General features: G+C 58.7%; 18 protein-coding genes and 7 pseudogenes. 10 read left to right on the plus strand and 15 right to left on the minus strand.

Translation table 11 applies throughout. The annotated features are described in order from the left end of the window. The first annotated feature begins 33 nt into the window (after window positions 1-33). Together GKC70_RS14300 and GKC70_RS14305 are read left to right on the plus strand one after the other, a co-directional pair. Entirely contained in the window at window positions 34-1,650 is a 1,617-nt protein-coding gene (locus GKC70_RS14300) for a gamma-glutamyltransferase family protein (protein WP_342649036.1), read from the plus strand. A 202-nt stretch (window positions 1,651-1,852) separates the two neighbouring features. Further along, on the plus strand, window positions 1,853-2,719 hold the full coding sequence (locus GKC70_RS14305) for a hypothetical protein (RefSeq protein WP_342649037.1): 867 nt from the start codon (window positions 1,853-1,855) through the stop codon (window positions 2,717-2,719). A 60-nt stretch (window positions 2,720-2,779) separates the two neighbouring features. Here GKC70_RS14305 and GKC70_RS14310 read toward each other — a convergent pair whose 3' ends face one another. Further along, on the minus strand, window positions 2,780-3,853 hold the full coding sequence (locus GKC70_RS14310) for an aldo/keto reductase (protein WP_342649038.1): 1,074 nt from the start codon (window positions 3,851-3,853) through the stop codon (window positions 2,780-2,782). A gap of 284 nt (window positions 3,854-4,137) precedes the next feature. Between GKC70_RS14310 and GKC70_RS14315 the strand changes: the two are divergent. After that, a pseudogene (locus GKC70_RS14315) lies at window positions 4,138-4,344 on the plus strand (YeeE/YedE family protein); the annotation flags it as partial. Between the two features lie 233 nt (window positions 4,345-4,577). On the opposite strand, the gene GKC70_RS14320 reads toward GKC70_RS14315, so the two are convergent. The 3 genes from GKC70_RS14320 to GKC70_RS14330 form a co-directional block, all read right to left on the minus strand. Further along, window positions 4,578-4,808, minus strand: a complete 231-nt coding sequence (locus GKC70_RS14320; protein ID WP_116887974.1) for a hypothetical protein — start codon at window positions 4,806-4,808, stop codon at window positions 4,578-4,580. Between the two features lie 353 nt (window positions 4,809-5,161). Beyond that, the gene (locus GKC70_RS14325) at window positions 5,162-5,401 is read right to left on the minus strand and encodes a hypothetical protein (RefSeq protein ID WP_342649039.1); all 240 of its coding nucleotides are present in this window, start codon (window positions 5,399-5,401) and stop codon (window positions 5,162-5,164) included. Between the two features lie 34 nt (window positions 5,402-5,435). Next, window positions 5,436-5,651, minus strand: a complete 216-nt coding sequence (locus GKC70_RS14330; protein WP_162889586.1) for a hypothetical protein — start codon at window positions 5,649-5,651, stop codon at window positions 5,436-5,438. A gap of 422 nt (window positions 5,652-6,073) precedes the next feature. Between GKC70_RS14330 and GKC70_RS14335 the strand changes: the two are divergent. Beyond that, window positions 6,074-6,202: pseudogene (locus GKC70_RS14335) on the plus strand (transposase); the annotation flags it as partial. A 527-nt stretch (window positions 6,203-6,729) separates the two neighbouring features. Here the strand turns inward: GKC70_RS14335 and GKC70_RS14340 are convergent. The 3 genes and pseudogenes from GKC70_RS14340 to GKC70_RS14350 form a co-directional block, all read right to left on the minus strand. Beyond that, window positions 6,730-7,494 carry an N-acetylmuramoyl-L-alanine amidase gene (locus tag GKC70_RS14340; RefSeq protein ID WP_342649040.1) on the minus strand — a complete coding sequence of 255 codons (765 nt, stop codon included), beginning with the start codon at window positions 7,492-7,494 and terminating at the stop codon, window positions 6,730-6,732. Window positions 7,495-7,726: 232 nt separating this feature from the next. Next, window positions 7,727-8,108: pseudogene (locus GKC70_RS14345) on the minus strand (DDE-type integrase/transposase/recombinase); the annotation flags it as partial. A 3-nt stretch (window positions 8,109-8,111) separates the two neighbouring features. Continuing rightward, a pseudogene (locus tag GKC70_RS14350) lies at window positions 8,112-8,331 on the minus strand (JAB domain-containing protein); the annotation flags it as partial. Window positions 8,332-8,761: 430 nt separating this feature from the next. Between GKC70_RS14350 and GKC70_RS14355 the strand changes: the two are divergent. The 5 genes and pseudogenes from GKC70_RS14355 to GKC70_RS14375 form a co-directional block, all read left to right on the plus strand. Then, window positions 8,762-10,075: an MFS transporter gene (locus GKC70_RS14355; RefSeq protein WP_342649041.1), complete on the plus strand. Its 1,314-nt coding sequence runs from the start codon at window positions 8,762-8,764 to the stop codon at window positions 10,073-10,075. Window positions 10,076-10,099: 24 nt separating this feature from the next. Then, window positions 10,100-10,852 (plus strand): Asp/Glu racemase, encoded by a 753-nt coding sequence (locus GKC70_RS14360; RefSeq protein WP_342649042.1) that lies wholly within the window; start codon window positions 10,100-10,102, stop codon window positions 10,850-10,852. A 55-nt stretch (window positions 10,853-10,907) separates the two neighbouring features. Next, on the plus strand, window positions 10,908-11,795 hold the full coding sequence (locus tag GKC70_RS14365; RefSeq protein ID WP_342649043.1) for a LysR family transcriptional regulator: 888 nt from the start codon (window positions 10,908-10,910) through the stop codon (window positions 11,793-11,795). A 268-nt stretch (window positions 11,796-12,063) separates the two neighbouring features. Then, window positions 12,064-12,423: an IS66 family insertion sequence element accessory protein TnpB gene (tnpB, locus tag GKC70_RS14370; protein ID WP_029614001.1), complete on the plus strand. Its 360-nt coding sequence runs from the start codon at window positions 12,064-12,066 to the stop codon at window positions 12,421-12,423. Window positions 12,424-12,441: 18 nt separating this feature from the next. Next, window positions 12,442-13,809: pseudogene (locus GKC70_RS14375) on the plus strand (IS66 family transposase); the annotation flags it as partial. A 75-nt stretch (window positions 13,810-13,884) separates the two neighbouring features. On the opposite strand, the gene GKC70_RS14380 reads toward GKC70_RS14375, so the two are convergent. Next, window positions 13,885-15,132: an IS256 family transposase gene (locus GKC70_RS14380; protein WP_342648746.1), complete on the minus strand. Its 1,248-nt coding sequence runs from the start codon at window positions 15,130-15,132 to the stop codon at window positions 13,885-13,887. A 40-nt stretch (window positions 15,133-15,172) separates the two neighbouring features. Here GKC70_RS14380 and GKC70_RS14385 point away from each other — a divergent pair. Further along, a pseudogene (locus GKC70_RS14385) lies at window positions 15,173-15,355 on the plus strand (transposase domain-containing protein); the annotation flags it as partial. 119 nt (window positions 15,356-15,474) lie between these two features. Here GKC70_RS14385 and GKC70_RS14390 read toward each other — a convergent pair. The 7 genes and pseudogenes from GKC70_RS14390 to GKC70_RS14420 form a co-directional block, all read right to left on the minus strand. Then, a pseudogene (locus GKC70_RS14390) lies at window positions 15,475-15,642 on the minus strand (group II intron reverse transcriptase/maturase); the annotation flags it as partial. Window positions 15,643-16,207: 565 nt separating this feature from the next. Beyond that, the gene (locus tag GKC70_RS14395) at window positions 16,208-17,176 is read right to left on the minus strand and encodes an AraC family transcriptional regulator (protein WP_342649044.1); all 969 of its coding nucleotides are present in this window, start codon (window positions 17,174-17,176) and stop codon (window positions 16,208-16,210) included. 254 nt (window positions 17,177-17,430) lie between these two features. After that, window positions 17,431-19,560, minus strand: coding sequence for a TonB-dependent receptor (locus GKC70_RS14400; RefSeq protein ID WP_342649045.1), 2,130 nt, complete (start codon window positions 19,558-19,560; stop codon window positions 17,431-17,433). A 38-nt stretch (window positions 19,561-19,598) separates the two neighbouring features. Then, entirely contained in the window at window positions 19,599-22,379 is a 2,781-nt protein-coding gene (locus GKC70_RS14405; protein WP_342649046.1) for a hypothetical protein, read from the minus strand. Beyond that, the gene (locus GKC70_RS14410; protein ID WP_342649047.1) at window positions 22,325-22,699 is read right to left on the minus strand and encodes a hypothetical protein; all 375 of its coding nucleotides are present in this window, start codon (window positions 22,697-22,699) and stop codon (window positions 22,325-22,327) included. Before GKC70_RS14410 ends, GKC70_RS14405 begins: the two co-directional genes overlap by 55 nt. Further along, window positions 22,696-23,130 (minus strand): hypothetical protein, encoded by a 435-nt coding sequence (locus GKC70_RS14415; protein WP_342649048.1) that lies wholly within the window; start codon window positions 23,128-23,130, stop codon window positions 22,696-22,698. Before GKC70_RS14415 ends, GKC70_RS14410 begins: the two co-directional genes overlap by 4 nt. After that, window positions 23,100-23,579: an ATP-binding cassette domain-containing protein gene (locus tag GKC70_RS14420; RefSeq protein WP_342649049.1), complete on the minus strand. Its 480-nt coding sequence runs from the start codon at window positions 23,577-23,579 to the stop codon at window positions 23,100-23,102. Before GKC70_RS14420 ends, GKC70_RS14415 begins: the two co-directional genes overlap by 31 nt. Between the last annotated feature and the right edge of the window lie 295 nt (window positions 23,580-23,874).

A 23,874-nucleotide genomic window follows, 5' to 3' on the forward strand; every position in this document is an offset into this window, starting at 1 on the left:
CGGCTGCAGAGCCCTTTTTAAGAGTCCCCCGACATGCTTGATTTCTCCGCCCACGAATACCCCTATGCCTCCCAGCGCCAGAGCGTCTTCGCCCGCAACGGCATGGTCGCCACCTCGCAGCCCCTGGCTGCCGAGGCCGGCATCACCATCCTGCGCGCCGGCGGCAACGCCATCGACGCCGCCATCGCCACCGCTGCCGCGCTCACGGTGGTCGAGCCCACCGGCTGCGCCATCGGCGGCGACGCGTTCGCGCTGGTTTGGGTAAAAGACCAGTTGCACGGCCTGGATGCCAGCGGCCGCGCCCCAGCGTCGCTGTCGATCGAGGCGGTGAAGGCCGCCGGTCACGACAAGATGCCTGTGCACGGCTGGCTGCCAGTCACCGTGCCCGGCATCCCCTCGGCCTGGGCCGCGCTGTCCGAGCGCTTCGGCAAGTTGCCCTTCGCCGACCTGCTGCAACCGGCCATCGCCCTGGCCCGCGATGGCTTCCCGGTGTCGCCGGTGGTCGCCCATCAGTGGCGCATTGCCCAGGACGAATACCAGGCGAGCCTGGAACGCGAACCGGCCCTGCAAGCCTGGTTCGACACCTTCCTGATCGACGGACAGGCGCCCCAGGCGGGCCAGTTGTTCCGCAATCCGGCCCAGGCCCACAGCCTGGCCGAGCTGGCCGAAACCCGCTGCGAAAGCTTCTACCGCGGCCCGCTGGCCCAGCGCCTGGCCGACCATGCGGCAGCCAGCGGTGGACACCTGAGCGCCGCCGACCTGGCCGGCTACCGGCCCAAATGGGTCGAGCCGATCAAGCTCAACTACCGCGGCTATGACGTCTGGGAGATTCCGCCCAGCGGCCAGGGTCTGATCGCGCTGATGACCCTCAACATTCTCCAGGGCTACACCTTCGACCAGCGCGACAGCCAGCTCACCTGGCATCGCCAGCTCGAGGCCATGAAGAAGGCCTACGCCGACGGACTGCACTACATTACCGACCCCGAACACATGCGCATGGCCACCGAGCAGTTGCTGGGCGAAGCCTACGCCGCCCGTCGCCGCGCCGAGATCGGCGAGCGCGCCCAGGCCCCCCTGCACGGTGATCCGCATGCCAGCGGCACGGTGTACATCGCCACCGCCGACGGCGAAGGCAACATGGTCTCGTTCATCCAGAGCGCCTACCACGGGTTCGGCTCCGGCGTGGTGCTGCCCGACAGCGGCATCGGCCTGCAAAACCGCGGCTCGGAGTTCAGTCTCGACCCAGGGCACTCTAACGCGCTGGCGCCGGGCAAGCAGACTTTCCACACCATCATCCCGGGCTTTCTCAGCAAGGACGGCGTGGCGGTCGGTCCGTTCGGCGTGATGGGCGGCTACATGCAGCCCCAGGGCCATGTGCAGATGGTGATGAACCTGGTGGACTTCGGCCTCAATCCCCAGGCCGCCCTGGATGCCCCGCGCTGGCAGTGGCTGGGCGAGATGAAGGTCGGCATCGAACAAGGCGCCTCGCGAGATCTGGCCTTCGCCCTGGCCCGGCGTGGACACCAAGTGGAAATCGCCCATGACCTGACCGATTTCGGCCGCGGCCAGATCATCGTGCGCGACCCTGTCACGGGCGTGCTGTGCGGCGGCACCGAGCCGCGAGCGGATTCGCATATCGCGGTCTGTTGAACCGCGGCGTGGCGCTGACAGCACTTGCGCTGCCAGCGTCCTGTCGCCTAGGCGACAAGCGGCTTTGGCGAACCGACCTACAGCGCGGCGCGCCTGCTTCACCTTGCAGGAACAGCTTCCACCTCAGAAAATTCGCAACCGATCCATCGCCACCCAGGCGTGCGGTCGTGGCTGAACTGACTGAATGGAATCTGACCCGCCCATGAACGCGCTAAAAACCAAACTGCTCGACGCCTACCGGCGAACCCCCGTCTCCCACCGTTTCTACCTCGCATCGATAGTTCTCTACCTGCTCGGCTTCGCCTGTCACCTGAAGACTGGGCTTCCTTCGCTCACCGCGCTCACCGGCCTGACCAGTGCGTTGGTACTGTGCGGATTCATCGCCTGGTGCCTGCCTTTGACGCGTTGGGTGCACGCCGCCTGGGACAGGCCCTTCGCAAAAACGCCCATCATCTTGCTGCATTTGCTGGCGCTGCTGATCGCCACTGCCTGCGCCCGATTTGCGGTGGCCGAGAGCCTGGGCCTACCGCCGCAAAGCTTCGATCTTACAGTCGGCTTCCTGGCTGCGCTGTTCTATCTCCCGGCCTGGTTGGCGGTGGTGGGGATCCTGCTCGGACTGGCGGCGGTAATGATCATGATCGTCGCCTTCGTCACCCTGCCCTTCGAGGCGGTGTGGCAACAATTGGCCTTTTTGATCAACCCGTGGCGAAGCAAGCCTATGACCGGGCCGCCCCGCCAGATGATGATCTTTCATGGTCTGGGCGCCCTGTATGCCGGCGTTCTCCTTTCGACGGGCTATAGCTACGCCACGGAAGATTTCAGCGCGACCTTCAAGGCACTAGTGACGATCGTCGCGTTCAAGAGCGACTTCCACCAAACACCGAACTATCCCGGCTATCGCTCCGGCGAGTACGTGCATCCCTTGGAGAATGGCTATATCGCTTTCGCCCGCAGTCAAGACGACCACAGCACGGTGTTCGGGGTGAGGTCTCAGGCGGCAGATGCGGCAGAGGTCGAAATTGGAACATTGCCAGGGCCTGGCTCGTTTCTGAAATCACTGTTTCAGTAGGAAGGCCGACAGCCGCCGAGTCGTGGAAAAGCGGCAGACAGACTGCCGCCTCGCATCCTGTCACTCGCCGCGCTGCTTCATGGTTTCACGATACAGTGCGATGAACGGCGCCTCGGCCGGGTCGATGCGATCCATCTCGGCTGCAATCCGATGCCAGTAGGGATACTGCGGTGCAATGCGAGTAGCTTGCTCGATCTGTACCAGATCCTCGGCCGTCAGCACCAGATCCACCGCCTGCAGGTTGTCTTGCAACTGCTCGAGCGAGCGGCCAGCAGTGATCACACTGGTGATGCCCGGGCGGTCCTTGAGCCATGCCAGGCACACCCGCGCCGGCGAACAGCCGTGGCGCTGACCAACTTCGATCAAGGTCTCGATGATGTCGTAGGCGCGCTCACGGTCATGCACGTAGGGTTCTGGCCAGTTATTACCCTGGCGTGTGCCTGGCGGCGTCTGCTGACCACGGCGCACCTTGCCGGTAAGCAGACCCTCGCCCAGCGGCCCCCACACGAGGGTCGCCAAGCCTTGGTCCAGCGCCATCGGCAGCAGTTCGTACTCCGCCTCGCGTGCCTCGGGGGTGTAATAGATTTGCTGCGACACCGGCTGTTGCCAGCCATTGAGTCGCGCGCTGCCCAGGGTCTTCATCATCTGCCAGGCGGTGTAGTTGGAAGTGCCGAAATAGCGGACCTTGCCGCTCTGCACCAAGTGTTCCAGCGCCGCCAGGGTTTCCTCCACCGGGGTGATACCGTCCCAGTTGTGGATCTGGTACAGGTCGATATGGTCAGTGCCCAGGCGCTTGAGGCTGGCCTCGCAGGCGCGGATCAGGTGATAACGCGAAGCACCGCTGTCGTTGGGGTTATCCCCCATCGGGCTGCGCGCTTTGCTGGCGAGAATGATCGACTGACGTTTGGCACCCAGTGCTTTGCCGACGATTTCCTCAGCCAAACCGTGGGAGTACAAGTCAGCGGTGTCGACCAGGTTGACCCCCGCCTCGAACGCCAGGTCGAACTGACGTCGAGCCAGATCCACGTCCACACTGCCGGTTTTCTCGAATGCGCCACGCCCACCGAATGGGACCGTGCCCACCACCAGCTCGGATACTAACAGGCCAGTGTTACCGAGTGCTCGATACTTCATGGGGTACCTCCGTTGAAAGACACTTGGAAGTACCGACGCAATCGCGAGCTGAAACGTTCAATTCGATCAACATCGCCCGGTTACCGAGCGTCGCGGCTGGCCGCAGCATCCTCGACGCAGATGCAAAGAAGCGTCGAGGCTACTGGCCAAGGACACGGGTCGCAAGCAAATAGAGCGCCGGCCCTTATGATCAGGGCCGCATCAAAGGCTCGATACCTCAGAAAACCAGTTTGTCATCATCGCCCGCCAGACACCGAAACAACCGTCTCCACAGGAGAGGTCGCATGGGTACCGACTGGAGCAATTTCACGCCATGGGCGTCATTGACCGGCGACGCGCTGATCGGCGTGTCCACCAGCCTGCTCATCGTCACCAACGGCCGCATCGCCAGCATCAGCGGCCTGCTCGGAAGCTTACTGCAGCGCGGCAGCGAGGGCTGGAGCGAAAAATCCCTGTCCCTACTCGGTCTGCTGTTGGCATCGCTGCTGTGGGTGCGCCACGTGCTGCGTGTTGGCCGGGCTCTGCCCTGGACCGGCTGTAGTGTTGCTGGCAATAGATGCTGCTGTTCGTGACGGCGATGCTATTTGGGATGTGGATCTTCGCGCAGTTGGAGAAGCGGTAGACCTCTTGACGACTGTTTCTTGAAGACCGTCTTTCGCAGAAAAAGAAAGAGGGCCGCATCGCGGCCCTCTGTGGCATTGACTCGCTAACGGTTATCGACGCCTCACAGGTCTTTCTTCACCGTCTTGTCGATGTGCTTGCCTTCTTTGTGGCGTTCTTTGTTCAGGTGATGAGCGCCCTTGTCGATTTCCTTGCCATCATGTTTTGCACCCTTGTCCACTTCGCGGACATCATGCCGGACGCCCTTTGCCACCTCGCCTTCCGCCTGTGCCATGGACACCGTCATGAGGGTGGTCAGGGCAATCGCAATCGCAGCAACCGTTTTCTTGATCATGTCAGCACTTCCTTCGAGGGGTATATGTTCTTGGGTCTTGCAAGCTGAATGTAGCCGAAGACAGACACGAAAAAAGGTAGGTAAACGGGGTTTAATCTGGGGTGAGTTTGTCAGGATCGAAAACGGAGATGATTGACGAGCGACGGTGAGCTGGAGCGGCTGATGGATGGGGACTCTGGCTGAAGTCGTTGTGGGCTTGGAATCGTGAATAAGATGAACGTACCTTCATCCGTTTAGGGCACGCACAGCGCTCAAAAATGCAGATCGAGCCGTAGGTATCAAAAACCGAACCAGTGAAAAGGGCTGCAATGCAGCTCTCTTGCAACATAGGGATCAATGATCAAATCTGACGGTCAGCCCGGCTTCTGATGAGACAGGGCTTTCTCTGCCTGGTCAGCACATTTCTTGTAATCACCAGACGTGTGAGCCTCTTTTGCCTGCTGGTGCTCATGATGGCCATTACCTGTGAAGGTAGCTTCAGTGGCATCTTTCAGTTTGTCTAAAGCAGACTCGCACTTGTGGCGGTCCTCTTTGGCCATTGCGATACCAGGAAGCAGAACTGCGCAGAACAACAGTGCTAAGGTCTTCTTCATAAGGTAGTTTTCCTTGATCGACTAAGCGGTAAGATCAGAGATGCTTTTTGGCTTCTTTGTCGAGGTGCTTGTCTTCTTTGTGGCGCTCTTTGTCGTCGTGCTTCAAACCTTTGTCGATCTCCTTGTCGTCGTGCTTGACGCCCTTGTCGATTTCTTTGGCGTCGTGATCGACACCACGGTCAACGTCACGGACGCCGTCTCGAACATCTTTGGCGACATCGCCTTCGGCATGAACGAGCGAGGTGGCCATGAGCGCGCTGAAAGCGACAGCGGTGAGGGTCAAGGTCCGTTTGAACATAGGTACTACTCCTTACAGGTGTTGAGAAATAGGGATATGTCATCTGACCGTAGACAAGATTCGGAGGGCGTCAAGGGAGCTGTCGTGTTTGCTACAGGTCCATCTGCTCCGCAGTAGGCATTCGCTCCCGACTGAGGTACACATGCCGCGCTCCCACGGAGTGCGAGCACTATCGACCACCTCAAAAACGGATCGGGAAGATGGCGAGACAATAGCCGGGCACATCACGGAGAACATGATCAAGAGCTACCACATTAGGCACGAGGATGTGGTCTGGTCTGAGGTCGAAGCAAACTTCGATATGAGTGACTGTAGTGGTCTAATGAAACCGGACATCCATTTAGGCGAGAATGCTCGCCATACAGAGGTGTTCGATGAGCAGACAACGACGTACCTTCACCCCGAGTTTCAAGCGTGAGGCTGCCAGCCTGGTGCTCGACCAAGGCTACAGTTGTCCCGAGGCCGCCAGATCTCTCGATGTAGGTGAGAGCTTATTGCGCCGCTGTGGAGCGGTTACAAAAGAATAGCCACCGCTGTTGGCGAAGGTGGGATGGCAGTGGCCTTCGTGCATCAGCACCTAGCTGAAATCTGAACTGTTGGGCAGCCGCAGAAGCGTGCTCAAGTCAGACGACCGGAATCGCTTCATTGACCCCACACTCTTAGTGCTTACCTTATGCTGGGTGCTGTGCTTCCAACGCTTAGGAAAACTTCTATCAAGTCGGCACAAGCCGCTCGACCTGTGTTGAATTAGCACTACGATCTACGGCATGCCGCTGCGACGCAACAATCAAAAGCATTTAAGCAAACGCAGTGCGCTGTGCAAGGCAGGGCGCAAAATCAAAAGACCAAAGCCCAGGTACGTGCGAAAATCTGGGACCAGTGGCGGGAGCAGTGCGTCCGCGAGAGTAAATAACCAAGGCATTGCCTTGGTTATGCAATAATCTGTGGCGGAAAATCAGCTTTTCGGCATACTCACGCCGCCCATTTTTGGCTGATGGATAGCCTGTTCGGAGGCTCCCTAGCGCACGGTCTATACAGGAAAATACTTATCGACTAGCGCATAAATAATTGCGCATGTCTCCAGGTCGACATTGCCACTGTAATTAGACTGACGGAAATGGAGTTGGAAAGCACGCAGCAAATTAGCATAACCCACATCTGAGTCTGTACCGGAAACATCATACCCATAACGTCTTAACTTAGCCACAATCTCAGATTTGGATGGGAAATCAATTGAAAATTTCTCCATATATTTATCTTTACCCGAATCATCATACCAGGCTCCAATCCCTGCTGAATACAATTCCTTCCAAGGAAAGGCCGCCCCAGGATCACTTTTTCGACCTACAGCGATATCACTGTGGCCAACCACATTCGTTGGAGCAATATCAGGATAGCGCTGAATAATATTCCACGCCAGCTCGGTAATCGCTTCAATTTGGTCAGAATTGAAGTTGGGAAATGTGAATATACCATCATCATCTCTAGCCAGGTTGACCGTCTCGATACCAATAGAGGTGTCATTGATATTATTACGCCCCGACCAACTACTAGTCCCCGCGTGCCAAGCACGATCATTTTCATCTACAATATTGAAAACACGTACACCCTTGAAACCAGCATCAATGTAGGACCGGTCCATGGGATCAGGCACTAGATAATGCGCACTGACTGTGCTGGTTAGAGCCTTGATCGACTCTTCAAAGTTAACCGCCGTATAATGAAGAACAAGAAATCTGACGCGCTTATTAAAGCTAGACACGGACCTGTAGGAGTTATAATCGATAGTTAGCATCTTGAAACCTTCTGAGTCTAGTCATCGGGGAAAAATACATAACCCTATCTAGCACAGTCCAACCTCAATCCGCAGCTTCATTCCCCGAACCCACGATTCGAAAAATCAGCAACCGCACCCCAAGCACGAAAGCACTCTCACATTGACCCTCGCCGCAAAGGTGAACCACACAGGGTATCACGGAGGCTAGTTGGTTTAAGTCAGGCGCAGCCTGACTCTGCTCGTAGAGTACCTCAAACTCCACTGGCGGCCTTTTTCCAATCGGCCTCCGCAGGCGCTGATCGTTAAACCAACTCACCCTCTCCAGTGCTCCCTATTCAAGACGTTCTACGCTTTTCCATGGCCCTCGCTGGTGAATCAGTTCGGTTTTGTAGACGCCATTGATGGCCTCTGCCGATGCGTTGTAGTAGCTGTCACCTGTATTGCCAACCGACGCTTCAATACCCGCTTCACCTAACCGTTCGCTGTAGCGAATCGACAGGTATTACCACCCCCTGTCGCTGTGATGGATCAATTGGTGAAGCTCAGGACGATGGGCGTAGCGCCTGTTACAGCACATCCAGCACCAACTCGGTGCGCATTTGTCGACTTACACGCCAGCCAACGATGAATCTCAAGCGATCTTCGGAGCTGGGAGTCGTGTCACCCGGTGGGTGGTTGTGGACCAGTACGATAGCGGACTATTGTGGCTGAGCGCTATCTTTACAACTTCACGAGGCGGGGAGATGCGGGCGTTATCCAACGTACCTCAGACCACCACCTCAAAAGCAATTAGCGGTGTCTTGTATCGAGCATTAGTAGTGCAAAGACTTGATGTTCATAATCCTGTAAAAGTGTTGAACAGCACACGGATCGGAATGCTGCGGATCTTACGTCCTTGGGCTTGGCGCAATGCGTCGTCCAGGGGATGGGCCAGCCAACCATCGCGAAGCTGCATCAGCGAAGTAACGGTGAATTGATCATCCTTTCCGTCAGACGCTTACCTTCTTCTCAACGTCCTTGCCGACGCTAACTCGCCCGGGCAAAGGGTGGTGAGGGCTAGCCCAAAGCCAGCGAACAAGGGGCATTGCGATCAACCTCGCCCCATAGGCCTTCACCTACGGATAACGATCAGCTTGCCATCGCCGTTCACGATGCCAAGCTCGCGAATGCCTGATGTACATCTCGTTTTGCGCTTTTTACCATCGGTTGCATATGACCATTCGCTCGCTGTGCACCAGCGCTCGAACTTCCAAAAATAATAGGTTGATACGCACGAGGTTTAGTTATGAAAACTATAACCGCCGCCTCACCGGCTGCCGCTACAGTAGGAGTGGACCAGCTTTCACCTGGTCAACGGTACGTGACATTGGGTGGGTCTTGGGCCGCTTGGTTGTTTGACGCTTTAGATGCAACAATTTTTGGTTTTGTGCTGCTTGTAGTTGCCAAGACTTTTAGTGTGGGACTAGGAGACGTCGTATCGACCGTAGCTTGGTTCCTGCTCGCTACTGGCATAGGCGGATATTTTTTAGGTAATCTGTCCGACAAAATTGGACGAAAGAAAACAATGATGCTGTCGGTGTTCGTTTATGGTACAGGCACACTGCTGTGTGCCTTTGCCGAAAGTGTATGGCAACTTACTGTCTTCCGGTTTTTCGTAGGCGTCGCCGTGGGTGGCCTATGGTCGGCTGCCGCTGCACTTGTATCTGAAATTTGGCCGCCGTCCGGGCGAACTAAAGCGTTTGCAGTGATGCAAACGGGCTGGTCAGGTGGCAGTTTGTTATCTGCCATCTTTGCTTGGAGCTTCCTGGACAGCAGTAATCCGGAATCTTGGCGCACACTATTCATCTACGCTGCAATCCCGGCCTACTTAACACTTATGTTCATCTGGCTATTTGTCAAAGAATCTCCGGTTTGGTTGGCGAACCGAGAGTTCATGAGCCGTAATACAAACAAGGGTGGCTTAACTGAAATCTTCCGCCCCCAATATCTGAAAGTTACTTTCCTGGGGCTGAGCATTTCGATTTTGGGCATGTATGGCTACTGGATTATTACTACATTCATGCCCGCCTACCTTCAGAGCATATTAAATGTGCGAATTGATGAAGCGCCTGTCTTTATCATCTGGCTGGGCATCGGCGCCACGATTGGCTATCTCGCATACGGTTACTTGGCGGAACGAATCGGCCGTAGGTTGTCGTTCGCCATTTTCTTCGGCGGAATGGCAATCATGGTTCCTGTGTTCGCTTACTCGGCCACTATGATACCGCTCACAGATGGAAAACTCCTTTTCACCACTCAAAATATTATAAAGCTCGGATCCCTCGCAGCGCTGCTTGGATTCTTCACTGGTTACTTCAGCGGTTTCGGTGCGTGGTATTCAGAGTTGTTTCCTACTAGCATTCGCTCCACGGCGTCGGGCTTCTGCTTTAACTTTGGGCGAGTTGGGGCCATCGCAGGAATCAAGCTAGTGCCAATTTTGATTCCACTAATCGGTTTCACTGCGACCATCTCACTTGCCTCGGTTTCCTATGTTATCGCCGCCGTGTTGGTGTTTACACTACAGGAAACTAAAGGCACTCAACTGACCAGTGGTAATTAACGTACATACTTTTGAGAGACCTCAATGAAAAATTTCCGTATCGGCCAAATCGTACCTAGCTCGAACACAACTATGGAGACTGAAATTCCAGCGATGCTTACTTCTCGGTACTCGCTGTTTCCGGATGAGCACTTCACTTTCCACTCCTCGCGGATGCGGATGATGCATGTAAGCCCTGAGGAGCTTAAAAAAATGGACATCGACAGCGATCGATGCGCTCTGGAACTGAGCGATGCAAGAGTTGATGTCATGGCATATGCCTGTTTGGTCGCTATCATGTGTCAGGGTGCAGGTTATCATAAAGTCTCGCAGCAACGCCTCGGCAAAGCTGTAACTTCGAATAATTCAGCAGCCCCAGTACTAAGTTCCGCTGGCGCACTTATCGACAGCTTGAACATGCTCAGCTATAAAAAAATCTCGATAATCACACCATACATGAAATCCCTCACCCAGCAGGTAATCGACTATATCGAAGCGGCGGGCATTGAGGTAGTCGACTCAATCAGCCTTCAGGTCTCAGATAATCTGGAGGTTGGTCGTCTCGACCCAATGAATCTGATTGGTCACGCTGATAAACTCAACATCGGACAAGCAGACGGCGTGGTGCTGTCCTGCTGCGTGCAGATGCCTTCACTACCAGCTATCCAGTTGGTCCAAGATCGCCTCGACACGCCAGTGTTATCAGCCTCGATTGCTACCGTTTACCAAATTTTAAAAGCCCTTGGTCTCCAAGCAGAAGTGCCAAATGCTGGACATCTCTTGTCCGGCGCTTACTAAGCCCGAGGCTCGCGAGGTATGCTGGTCGCTCTGAGCAGCATATGCGGTGAAAAGTATGAAGCTAGATCCCGTTTCTCTAAGGCTCTTCGTAAGCGTGATCGAAGAAGGCACGATCGCAGCCGCAGCCAAACGCGAACACATCGCTGCTGCGGCTGTAAGCAAGCGCCTTAGCGAACTGGAAGAGCTACTGGGCTCTAAGCTTCTTATTCGTACCAATAAAGGCATATCCCCTACTGATGCCGGCCTCTCGCTTCTTTATATGGCTCGCAGCGCGCTCAACAACCTGAATGAAATAGTCATACAAATGCGCGAGTATTCCAACGGGCGCCGAGGGTCAGTTCATGTCTTGGCCAACATTTCGGCGATAACTCAGTTTCTACCTGGTTTGATTAACTCGTTCTTAGATACTTACCCACTAATAAACGTGAGTCTAGAGGAGAAGCCGAGCCTCGGCATCATCCAAGCAATCGGCGATAATTTCGCCGATATCGGAATCTTTACAAATTTACCGCACGGTGTAGATATCGAAGTTTTTCCGTTTCGCGAGGATCGGCTAGTGCTGATCGTGCCACTTTTACATCCACTCGCGAACAGAACATTAGTAAGGTTCCATGAAACACTGGATTATCAGTATATTGCCTTGCGTAGTGGTACGCACCTAAACTTCCAATTAATAAAAGCAGCAAATGATTTAGGTCGCTCGCTTAGGTTGCGAATGGAGGTTTCAAGTTATGACTCTCTGTGTTTGATGGTGCAAGCAAACTTAGGCATTGGTATTATGCCAAAGGGTAGCGCCCTCATCTATCAGTTAGATCACGCCAAAATTGTTGAGCTGGATGAATCATGGGCATCCCGCGAGCTTAGTATCTGCGTCAGATCTCGACAGTCGCTGTCCGTGGCGGCATCCCTGTTTCTTGACCATCTCATTGGTCCACCAAACTAGTACCCTGTCTTCTACAAAACACTTTCTTGGCTCTCGCGTGCCAGTGCCTATCGGGCACTCGGAATCTTGCGCAATATGTTTTCACCTTTCGCGCTCCAGAACTACCGGTAGGGTTGAGCGTAAGCGCTCCATGAACCCCACCTAACCAATGATGGGCAGAGCACTTATCTGTGTATTTGAGGGTAACCGCTCCATGAACCCCACATTCAAAGCGCGAAGCTGATCCCCAATGCTGTGCTCCCGATCTCTTTCTGGAGCCAGCCCCGTCATGATGCGACCCGACGCCAAAGTCGAAAAAGTCTATCTCTACCCCAAGCCCGTCGACTTCCGAAAGTCGATTGACGGCCTGGCCGCTTTGGTCGAACTGGATATCAAAGTGGCGGTGTTTGACCCCGTGCTTTTCGTGTTTCTCAACAAGCCGCGCAACCGCGTGAAGATCCTCTACTGGGAACGAAACGGCTTCTGCCTTTGGCTCAAGCGCCTCGAATCCGAGCGTTTCAAAACATCGCCTGACGCCACCGACGAGGCGATCATTCTGACCGTCCAGGAACTCAACTGGCTGCTCGACGGTTTTGACCTCTGGCGTAATCGTCCTCATCAGGTTTTGACGCCGCGCTACGTGGCGTAACCCGGTATAATCCGGGCCATGATTTCTCTGCCCGATGACCTTCCTGATGATCCTGTTTTGCTTAAGCAACTGTTGCTTGAGGCCCTCAATCGTCAGGAGGAAACCGCTCAGGCTTATCAGACTCACATCGTCGACCTGAAAGAACAGATCAAGCTGTTGCGTGACCGTCTGTTTGGACGCAAGTCCGAGCAATCCGTAGAACCCAACACGCCACAGTTGGCCTTGTTCAATGAGCCTGAAAGCGAGCCAATGCCGTTGGTTGGCGACGCTGATGAGGAAGTCGTTGCACCCTCAGTGCGCCGTGGCAAACGCAAGCCGTTGGCGGCCAATCTGCCGCGTATCGAAGTCATCCACGAACTGCCCGAACACGAACTGACCTGTGCTTGCGGTTGCCGCAAACATGCCATCGGGGAAGAAACCAGTGAGCAACTGGATATCGTGCCGATGCAGATCCGGGTCATCAAACATATCCGCAAGATCTACGCTTGCCGTGGCTGTGAAGCCGCACCGGTCACCGCCGACAAGCCTGCCCAGTTGATCGAGAAAAGCATGGCCAGCCCCAGCGTGCTGGCCATGCTACTGACCACCAAGTATGTCGACGGTTTACCGTTGCATCGGTTTGAAACGGTACTTAGCCGCCACGGTATTGATATCCCTCGGCAAACGCTGGCACGCTGGGTGATCCAGTGCAGCGAGCATTTCCAGCCACTGCTTAATTTGATGCGTGATCGGTTGCTGGAAAGCCCAGTGATTCACTGCGATGAAACCCGTGTACAGGTGTTGAAAGAACCGGATCGAGATCCGACCAGCCAATCCTGGATGTGGGTGCAAGCCAGTGGCCCACCGGATCGAAAAGTTGTGCTGTTTGATTACACGTCCAGCCGTGCGCAGGAGGTGCCGTTGCGCTTGCTGGAAAGTTACCGTGGCTACGTCATGACTGATGATTACGCCGGCTATAACGCGTTGGCGTTGCAGCCGGGCGTGGAGCGACTGGCGTGCATGGCCCATGCGCGACGCAAGTTCGTGGACGCGCAAAAAGTGCAGCCCAAAGGTAAAACCGGGCGGGCCGATATCGCGCTGGCCATGATCAATAAGCTGTACGGCATCGAGCGCGAGCTCAAGGACGTCAGTGATGAACAGCGGTTTGCTGGTCGACAGGAGAAAAGCCTGCCGATCCTGACACAACTGAAAAGCTGGCTGGATAAAACCCAGTCGCAGGTGACCGCACAAAGTGCGTTGGGCAAGGCAGTGCATTACCTGGCGAACAACTGGAGTCGACTGGAGCGCTATGTCGAAGCGGGTTACTTGCCCATCGATAACAATACGGCCGAAAGAGCGATCAAGCCCTTTGTCATAGGACGCAAGGCCTGGCTGTTCAGCGACACCGTCAACGGCGCCAGGAGAGTGTCAGATTTTTTGTGTGCGGGCCGATAACGGCCTGCCGTCAGGCTGGCCATGCTTTTACCAGGTCGGCCTGATAAATCGATCTCCGTACAGCATCGCGAATTGATTCATCGCATTTTTCCAGTCATGGGCCGCTGAGCCCCAGTTTGCCGTGATGTTCCGCAGCCCCAGCCAGATCAGCTTGGTGGCGGCCTCATCCGTTGGGAAGTGACCACGCGTTTTGATGATCTTGCGTAGCTGGGCGTTGATGCTTTCGATCGCGTTGGTCGTATAGATCACTTTTCGAATGCCTGACGGGAAGACAAAGAATGGAATCACTCGATCCCAGGCTCTTCTCCATGCCGCAACTACCGTTGGGTACTGTTTGCCCCAAGGGCCGTTTTCAAAGGCATCCAGTGCCTGCTCAGCCGCCTCGGCGTTGATGGCCTGATAGATCGGCTTGAGCGCTTTGGCCAGATCACGACGCTTATCCCACGCTGCATAATCGAGACTGTTGCGGATCAAGTGGACGATGCATGTTTGCAGCGTGGTGGCCGGAAACACGGCGCTTAGCGCCTCTGGCATCCCTTTGAGGCCGTCGGTGACGGCGATCAGCACATCCTCAACGCCGCGCGTCTTGAGGTCATTGAAGACCTTCATCCAGAACTTCGCACCTTCGGTATTTTCGATCCAGATCCCGAGAATATCGCGCGTCCCATCGGGTAGAACGCCCAGCGCCAAGTAAATCGCTTTGTTGCGCACAAGGCCTTCTTCGCGAATCTTGACTCGTAGTGCATCAAAGAAAATGACCGGGTACATCGGCTCCAGCGGCCGCTGTTGCCACGCGCCGATTTCCTCCATCACCTCGGCCGTGACCGAACTGATGAAGTCATGCGAAACATCCGTTCCATACTGCTCGGAGAGGAATGCGCGAATTTCCCGAACGGTCATGCCTCGGGCATACATGGCGATGATCTTGTCATCGAAACCGGTATAACGGCGCTCGTGCTTGGGAATCAGGATGGGCGCAAAACTACCGTCTCGATCACGGGGGATATCCAGCCGCAGCGGCCCCTCTCCAGTCAGAACCGTCTTGCCAGTCCTGCCATTGCGCTGATTGGTTTCATCCTCTGGGCGCTGCGCGCCCGGCAGATACCCCAGGTGGTGACTGAGCTCGGCGTTCAAGGCCCGTTCGATCAACGCCTTCTTGAATGCCGCAGAGGCATCTTCGATAGCCTCCGCAGTCATCAGGCCCTCACCGAACTGCTCGAGCAGCTCCTTGGGGATTTTTGGTAGGTCACGCAGGGGTTTCTTCTTGGTTGGCATACATGCACCTCTTGCTCATGTTATGCCCGAACACAAAATTTCTGACATACCCGGCGCCAGTGCCAGCGCGAAGATCTACAGCCTGATCGAGACCGCCAAGGTCAACGGCCAAGAGCCTTATACGTGGCTGCGCCACGTACTTGAGAGGCTACCGCACGCCTCGTCGGTAGCAGACTACGAAGCGCTGCTACCGTGGAACTGCTCGCCAGAGATGCCACGGTAACCCGTTCCCCCACTGTTGGGCAGGTGGGGTTTATGGATCGCGCACATTTGAGGTGTGCAATTCCACGGTAGCAGCGCTTCGTAGTCTTCCACTGAGCACGTCTGCGGTAGGCGTTCCAAGCCGGATGACATCCGGTTCCAGACCTTGTACAGGTTCGGTTGCAGCTTCTGCTCAAACTGGGCAATAGATTGTTCGTCTATCCCAGCGGCTCCTCGATTGGCCTTCACACGCTGGTAGGCTTCCCAAACTGTCAGCTTGGAAATGTTGTACGACTTTGCTGTGCTCATGCCGCTCCTCCTCGCCGTAGCGAGTTGACGGCATGAGTCAGCCGGGCAACGCCATCCCTTCGCTCCACTCTCATTACAAGAGGTTCATCACTATTACGAATGGCTCCGCCCCTGGACCTTTGCATCGGTATTCTTCCTCGCGGTAGTAGCCGCTTGTCATTTCCCTTGGCATCAAAGGCCAGGTTCTCACGTTCCATACCAAAGCCTGTACTGAGCTCATGCCACCTATACACCGGCTGCCATCTGGACAGTAAACAGGTATCTTCCAGACTGATCCCGAGGCTACTGGGCGACCTCGGTTTTGACAGCATTTGAATACTTAACGATGCGTCTTCGGATGGTTTGCTTTCGCTCATCTTCTCAATATGTACCTGACGCCATCATTGGCGCCGTTTTCAACGGTCGCTCACCACCGCGCCTTTTGAGCGCAGCAGCACCGGGTGGTTTGAAGCCGGCGCCTGTAAGCAGACTCCGGGAGACCTACTCCCATCAAGACTTTTCAAACAACGCCTAAGGCCTGGCTGTTTCCAAAACGGAACCAGCCCTGCGCTACACCCTCTTCTCTCTACCCAGCCGCCAAGTTTCCCCGCCCGCCGTTCTTGAGCACGGAGGGGTTGAAACCGAACTGCTTGCGAAATGCCGTGGCGAAATGACTGGCATTGGCATAGCCAAGGTCCGAGGCCACCCGCATCACCGACTCATCACCCTCCAGCAACCGGCTGTGCGCCTGGATCATGCGTGCCTGCTGGAACACGCCGTAGACGCTGTTATAGAACAGCAGGCGAAAACCTCGGGTGAGTTTCGGCTGGCTCATTCCCGACTCGCGGGCCAGTTCCGAGAGGCTTGGCGCCTTACCCAGGTCAGCAAGCAGGCGCTCGCGAGCGCGCAACAGGCGTTGGCGATCGATGTGGCTGACAGGGCAGGTGCAGCCCAAGTTGCGCCGCGACTCCAAGAATAGGCTGACCAACGTGACGCTTTGGCCATAGAGCCAAAGGCTGCTGCGCCGTTGGCCGCCCTCAGGCTCCATGGCATTGCACAGCAAGTGCGCGGTAGCGCTCATCTCGCCGCTGCGGTGCCCACCAAGAAAGCATTGCTCGCAAGCCAGCGCGCTGCTCAAGGTAGGATCGATTTCCAACTCCCACTTCGCCAGCAATTCGGGGTGGATCATCACGGTGATGTTGTCGATTTCACCATGCTGGTGATAGAAGCCCTGACGATACCGACCAAAGCTGATGCTCCCGGCACCTTCGTCAATGACATGACGGCGCTGGCGCCCCCCATCGCGAAAGCTGCAGTAGGCCTTGCCCTTGAGCTGATGGGTGAAGCTGAAGTGAATGCGCTGGCTATCGTCGTGCAAGGGTAACGCCACGGGCTGCTCGAACGTGCCTTGCCAACGCACGACATCCAACCCTTCCTGCAAAGTAACCCGGGTAACCCGGCACTGGCCGCCGACACCCAAGTCACTACCGTAATCTTCGGCGATTATCCGCGAGACTGGCGTGAACTCCCTTGCCTCCCTCTGAACGGCTGACATCTTGGCACTCCTTGTTGAGCAGATACGGCACGGATCAGATCACATCGAATCGCGCTTTAGCAATTGATAATCAATGGCGTTCATCGAATTACCTTGCCACCCTGCACACTGTATCGCTCAAGGGTTAATCGTCTGTCGAGGTAAAATTGTTACTTTATAACAAAACCTCTGAACTGCACACTCGATCCTACCCACGGTAGCGCCGTACTCCAGCGAGCCAGGCGCATTCCTCCCAGGCCTTGTTCAAGCAAGCCTCAGAACGAATAGCTGTAGCCTACCCCCGCTGAACGTCCCCGCCCCGGCATCCCGGTGGTCACCGGGTCGGTGGAGTAGCTGCCATACAGGTCGTAGCGCGCATCCAGCAGGTTGTCGGCCCACAGGTATACCTCCGAGCCGCCGCTCTGCACGCCCAAGTGCGCATCGAGCTTCCCATAACCGGCTAGGTCGTAATGGTTCTGCGCATCTGCCGGGCGGTTCTTCTGTAGCCGGTAGTTGACCTGCGTATTCAGTAAAGGCGCTGGCAACCCCAGGAATTCCGGCAGTCCACGCTTCCAGGCGATGTTGAAGTTGCCGCTCCACAACGGCACGTCAGGTATGCGGCTGCCAGCCTTCACATCACCACCGGAAACCCCTGGTGCATCTGAGGTGACCACGGCATTGGTGTAGCTCACCGCCGCGCCAAGGCTCAGTTCCTCGGTCATGAACCAGGTGCCCGACAGCTCGGCACCCTTGCTGCGGGTGTCGGCGTTCACCGCATTGACTGCCGTGGTTTTGAAGTCGTAGCCCAGCAGGTGGTCGTCCTGCACGCGGGTGACGAACAGCGCACCCTCCAGCGTCAGCGCACCGCCCTCGCTTTCATGCTTGAAGCCAAGCTCTGCCGACGCCAACCTGGCAGCCCGATACGGCTCGCTGTCCTTGGCCGAGGTGGCGTAGTCGTTGAAACCCGCCGACTTGTAGCCACGGGAAACCACCGCGTACAGGTTGGTCTGCGGCGTGAGCGCATACGACAGCGCCACCCGACCGGTATTGTAGTTCTCCTGCAGGCGCCGGCCGTCCTGGGCCGCGCCGCTGGCGTCGGCATAACTGGCGCTATAGGTCTTGCGGTCCCAGGTATGGCGCAGGCCCGTGGTGAGTTTCCAGTCTTCGGCGATCGGGAACGTGGCTTCGCCATAAACCGCGTAGCTATTGGTGGTGAAGCCTCGGTCCTGGCGCGCGCCGCTGCTGAAGTTGGCCGAATCGAAACTGCGTTCGGAGCGCGAGAGGTTCACGCCCGTTACCCAGAACACTTCGGCGTCCGGCAGCGAGCCCAGGCGCAGGTCCTGGCTCCAGACCCGCTCGTGGGCCGAATCCTCCAGCAGGTACTCCGATGGCGCCCCATACAGTGCGCGGGTGATGTTGCGGTCGTAACCCTTGACCGCGTTGAAGTCGGTACTGGTGTAGGCACTGATTGAGGTAATGCGCGCCTGCGTCAGGTCGTGGTTGAGCTCGAAGGAATAGCGCTCGTTGGTTTTGCCGTTGCCGTCAAAGACGCCCGGGGTGTAGTCCAGGCTCGGGCTGTCGCCGAACGGGCGCAGAATCTCCAGCCCGGCGTAGTGCTTGGCGCGCTGGCGCTCGGCGATCAACAGGCCGGTGGTGCCGGTATCGTTGTCCCACAGCAGGCTGCCACGCATGGCCAACTCACGGGGTTTGGTCAGGGGGTCGTTGTCCTGCTCGCTGTCCACCCAGTTGTCGAAACCACTGCGGCGCATTGCAATACGCCCCGCCAAGGTGTCGGTCAGCGGGCCACCGACGGCACCTTCGGTCATGAACTGGCCTTGCTGGCCGACCTCGCCACGCACGTAGCCTTCCACTTCACGGGTGGGTTTGCGGGTGGTCACATTGATCGCACCCGCCTCGCTGTTGCGGCCCAGCAACGTGCCTTGTGGTCCCTTGAGCACTTCCACCTGCTGCACGTCCAGGGTGGCCATGGCGGCATTGCGTACCGACATCGGCACGCCATCGACGTTCAGTACCACCGAGCCGTCATCCATGCTCATCTGGTTCAGCGAGCCGACGCCACGAATGCGCACGTTGGCGTCGTTGGCGCCGCCCCAAGAGTTCACATCCACCCCGGGGGTAGCGCGCAGCGCCGCCTCGAGCGAGCGCAAGCGCCGGGTCTCCAGAGCCTCGCCATCGATTACCGACAGCCCGAAGGGAATGTCCTTGGCGCTTTCCTGGCTCAGCCGGGCGTTGACCGTCAAAGGCGCCAGCTCGACCGCCTGCTCGTCGGCGGCAAAGGCAACGCACGCAGAGCTGGACAAGGTCAGCGCGAGGGCTTGGGTAAGAACGTTGGCGCGCCGGCCGTACGGGCGGCGCAAGGGTTTGAGTGACAAATGGGCAGACATGCACAAGCTCCAGGAACGCGAAGTAATTTCGGGATTCATCACGGGGTAGCCCAGCGCCGCAGCGCTTCGGCGGTTACCTGATCCGAGGGCGCACCCAGCAGCCCCTGGATCGACTCCGGCCATCCCTGGCCACTGCGCAGCCCGGCACTCAGCGCCGCCAGCTGTTCAGGGGTTTGCTGCTCCACCCAATCGAGGCTGGCGAGCGGCGCATAAAACGTCGCCCAACCCTGGGCGCGGGCACGGGCCAAGGTGCCGATAGGCTCGCCATCGCGCCCCAACGCCCGGGCCAGGTCTTCGGACGCAAGGCGAACCAATGCCCCCTGGGCCTCGGCGCCGTCGCTCTCGCCAACGCACAGCAAGCCCACGGCACCGGCCACGCCCTGGCTGAGCCAGGCATAGCCCGGTTGTTCGCGCAGGTCGCTGGCGACCAGCAACTGCTGGCGGGCCAGCAACGTGGCGATATGCGCACGGCGCACCCAGCGCCCCACACCGGTCTGGGCCACGTTCCAGTCCGGCACCTGCCCAAGCAGCAGGTGGCCGGCGCTGAGGCGACTGTCTCCCATACCCGTGGGCCACTGGCTCACGGCCTCGACCACTGGGCTGCTGCCCAGCCGACGTGCCACGCAAGCGGCCATGACAGTCAGGTCCTCGCGCACCTGGGTAGCGGTTTGCTGACGGCTGGCATCGGCCACTACCCACACACCGTCAAACGCTTGAGCCTTGGCCCGTGGCGTCACGGCATAGGCGAAATCCAACGGCTGCTGGCCATGGCCTTCGAACAACTGGCCATCCACCTCGACAGCCCACTGCCAGGCACCCGCCGGGGCCACGGCCTGGGCCGCCACCGCCGCGTCCGTCGGCAGTGCTGGTGGGGTTTCAGATAACCCGGCCTCGCGGCGCTGCGACGGCGCACGCAACCCGCGTTCAGGGTCAAGCCCCAAGCGCGGCATCGCCCGATGCGCCTGAAGCCAAACGCCCTCAGGGCCCAGCCAGAAACCCTCGCCCTCGCTGGGCCAGCCCGTGGCGTCCAGCGTCCAGTGCAGCACCAGGTCACAGCCGCTTGCCGCGCAGCCACCCAGGGCAACCCGCAGGTGCTGCTCACCTTGCTCGAAAGCCACCGGCTCGCCGCCCACGCTGACCCTCACCACCCACAAGCCCGGCGGCAACTCTGCATCCAGGTGCCCGACGGCAGCACTCACGCCTTGCAGCGCCCACTGCCCTTCGACCTGGCGCAGCGCACTATCGACTCGCAATCGAACCTGCCCACCCACCACCTGCCAGGCACCGGCACCCGGCAACCAGCGGCGCTCCCAGGCAGCGCGCTCGGCACGCGCCTCGGCGCTGCTCTGGTAGTCGCCCTGCAGCACCAGGTGCTGGTGCAGCGACACACCGCTGGCAACCATCACCACTGCCCCCAGCCCCACCAGCGCCCCCGGCAGCCCCAACAGGCGTGCGCCCATCTCGCGCAGTCGACGGCGCTCTGGGCCCCGCGCCAGCAACGTGGCCGCCAAGCCCGCCAGCACCAGGCAGCCCGCCAGTTTCCAACTCACCAGGGTGCCGAGGTAAGGCAGCCAAGGCGCCCAGCCCGTCAACGCGGACAACGCCACATGAGGGGCAATCGCCACCTCGAAGGGCGGGTAGCTCACCAGCCCCAACTCATGGTTCAGCACCAGGAAGAACGTCAGCAGCATCGATGCGGCATAGGCCAGGCCCGAGCGCCGCACCGCCGCGTGCACCAGCGCCGTCAGTAGCGCCAGCTCCAGTAGCGGTGGTGCAAACACCAGCAACTGGTAGGTCAGCACGAACCCCGGCGCCAGGCTTTGCGGCGCCACCACCGCGCCAATCACCAGGCTGGCGATGCCCGGCACCAAGGCCAGCAACAGAGTCGACACCACCACGCACAGCACCTGCCCAAACAAGCGCAGCCACACCGGCGCTGGCGTGGCATTGAGCATTGCCCCCAGCCCTTGGACCACGTCGCGACGGCAGACCAAACCCACCATCGCCGCAACGATGAAGGCAATCACCAGAAACGACGCACTGGACAGCAGCGGCACGGTCAAGTCGGCCCGTGGCACCATCGGCCCACGCGCATGCCAAACCCCGTGCACGAAACCACTGAGCACCCCCATCGCCAACAGCAACGCCACTGCCAGCCACCAAGCCTTGCGGACGAACACCTGGCGTAGCTGCCAGCGGGTTTCGCACCACAGGGCCCGCGACCAGAGGCTCACCGACACAGGCCCCGGCAACGCAAGCCCCGCGACCTGGCGCATCGGCGGCTCGGCCAGCAGCGCCCCCGAGCGGCGTCCCATCAAGCCCTGACGCGTGGTGCGCGCCAGGGTCCACGCCAGCAGCAAGAGCGGCAGCGCGCACCACAGCAAGCGGTTGACCCAGAACCCCGGCGTCAGGGCCAGCAGTGCCTGGGCTTTCTGCGCCGCCGTCCAGGTTTCCACCTGGGCCAGGGCGAAGGTGAACAGCGAAGGGTCGAGGCTGGCGGCCAACAGCGGGTTGATATCGCCCCCCTTGAGCACCACCACCGCGAACATCCACAGCAACATCAGCGCCGCCGCCAGCGCGAAGGGCGCGCCCAGGCCACGGCTGCGCAACGCCAACAGGAAATACAACGCACCAATACCCGTGCTCACCGGCAGCAACAGCGCCACCCAAGCGAACCCCAGGGCCGACCAGGCCGGGGCGCCGATGCTGCCCGCCGGAACCCAGCCCAGCCAGGCCAGCAGCGGGCTAAGCAGGAAGCCGACGATCAATGAACTGGCCAGCAGCGCACCGACCACCGCCGCCCCACGAAACGCCCCCACAGCAGCGCCGGCAATGACACCGGCAAGGCCAGCAGCACTTCCTCAAGTTGCGCCTTGCGGTCACGCAACGCCGGTTGCGCGAACACCCAAGCCCAGGCGAAGAACAGGAAAAACATGCACCCACAGGCCATCAGGTAGATCAGGCTAGGCGCATTGCGGGGGATCTCGCTGCCCCCCATCTTCTGCACGTACTCGGCATTGGTCAGCGACATCAGCAGGTAGCCTGCCAACCCCAGGAACACCAACAGCACAATGCCGCTGCGCAGCCCGGCACGCACCTCCACCCAGGCCTCGCGCATCATCAGGGCGAAGGTATTCATGCCTCGGCCACCTCGCCGGTCTGGGCCAGCGCCAAGTAGTAGATATCTTCCAGGCGCGGTGAATGGGGCACGAAGCGCGGGTCGGCAGGCCGTTCGCCATGCACGATCACCCGGCTGCCTTCGGGGCTGGCCGCCACGTGCAAGGCCTGCGGCAAGGTTTCGCCGCGGCCGAACGGCGCCTGCCACAGGCGGCCCTGCTCGGCGGCCAGCAGATCCGCAGGACGGCCTTCGACGATAATGCGCCCGCCAGCCAGCACCGCCAGGCGGCTACACAGGTTCTCCACATCCTCGACGATATGCGTCGACAACAGCACGATCGACTCGGCCGCAACATCCGCCAACACCCGGTGGAAACGGTTGCGCTCGGCGGGGTCCAGGCCTGCGGTGGGCTCATCGACAATCAACAACCGCGGCGCGCCCACCAGCGCCATGGCGATACCGAACCGGCGCAACATGCCCCCGAATAGGTGGCCAACGCACGGTGCGCAGCTTCTTGCAGGTTGACCTTGGCCAGCAGCCCCTCCACCTCTTCGTGGCGCTGACGCGCATGGGTGCGACCCTTCAGCCAGGCAAAGCGCTGCAGCAGGTCACGGGCGCTGACGCCCGGGTAAGCCCCCAACTGCTGAGGTAGGTAGCCCAGGCGGCGGCGCAGGTGGTCAGCGTTGGCCAGCACGTCCACGCCGTCGAGGTGGATGCTGCCGGCATCCGCCTGCTGCAAGCTGGCCAGGGTGCGCATCAAGCTGCTCTTGCCCGCACCGTTGGGGCCCAGCAACCCATACATCCCCGGGCCTACGCTCAAGTCCACGCCACGCAGCGCCTCCACGCCGTTGCTGTAGCGCTTGCGCAGGCCGCGCACCTGCAAACCCGATTCGACTGACATCTGCAACTCCTGGGGCAGCGCACCGATGCCCAGCCCTGAAAGCGCAGGCCAAATTTACGGTACGGATGGAAAAAACTGCCCTGGGACCGGGCAGCGACGGACGGTAGTCAAGGCCCTTGGCCAGCGGCTACCCGATTCCAGTCATTTTCCAACCGCATCGCGCCTGCACTCGCAGAGCACTGCCCCGCTTCTTGCGCCCCCAGGCCAGCCCTGAAAACCGGATAGGGGGTGAAATCGACTCGATCCGGGTAGCCCCCTCAATGCGAATTAATAGCATCTGCTCAAACGCATTCGC

Source organism: Pseudomonas sp. REB1044, from assembly GCF_038813925.1.
In the GTDB taxonomy this organism is placed as follows: domain Bacteria; phylum Pseudomonadota; class Gammaproteobacteria; order Pseudomonadales; family Pseudomonadaceae; genus Aquipseudomonas; species Aquipseudomonas boreofloridensis.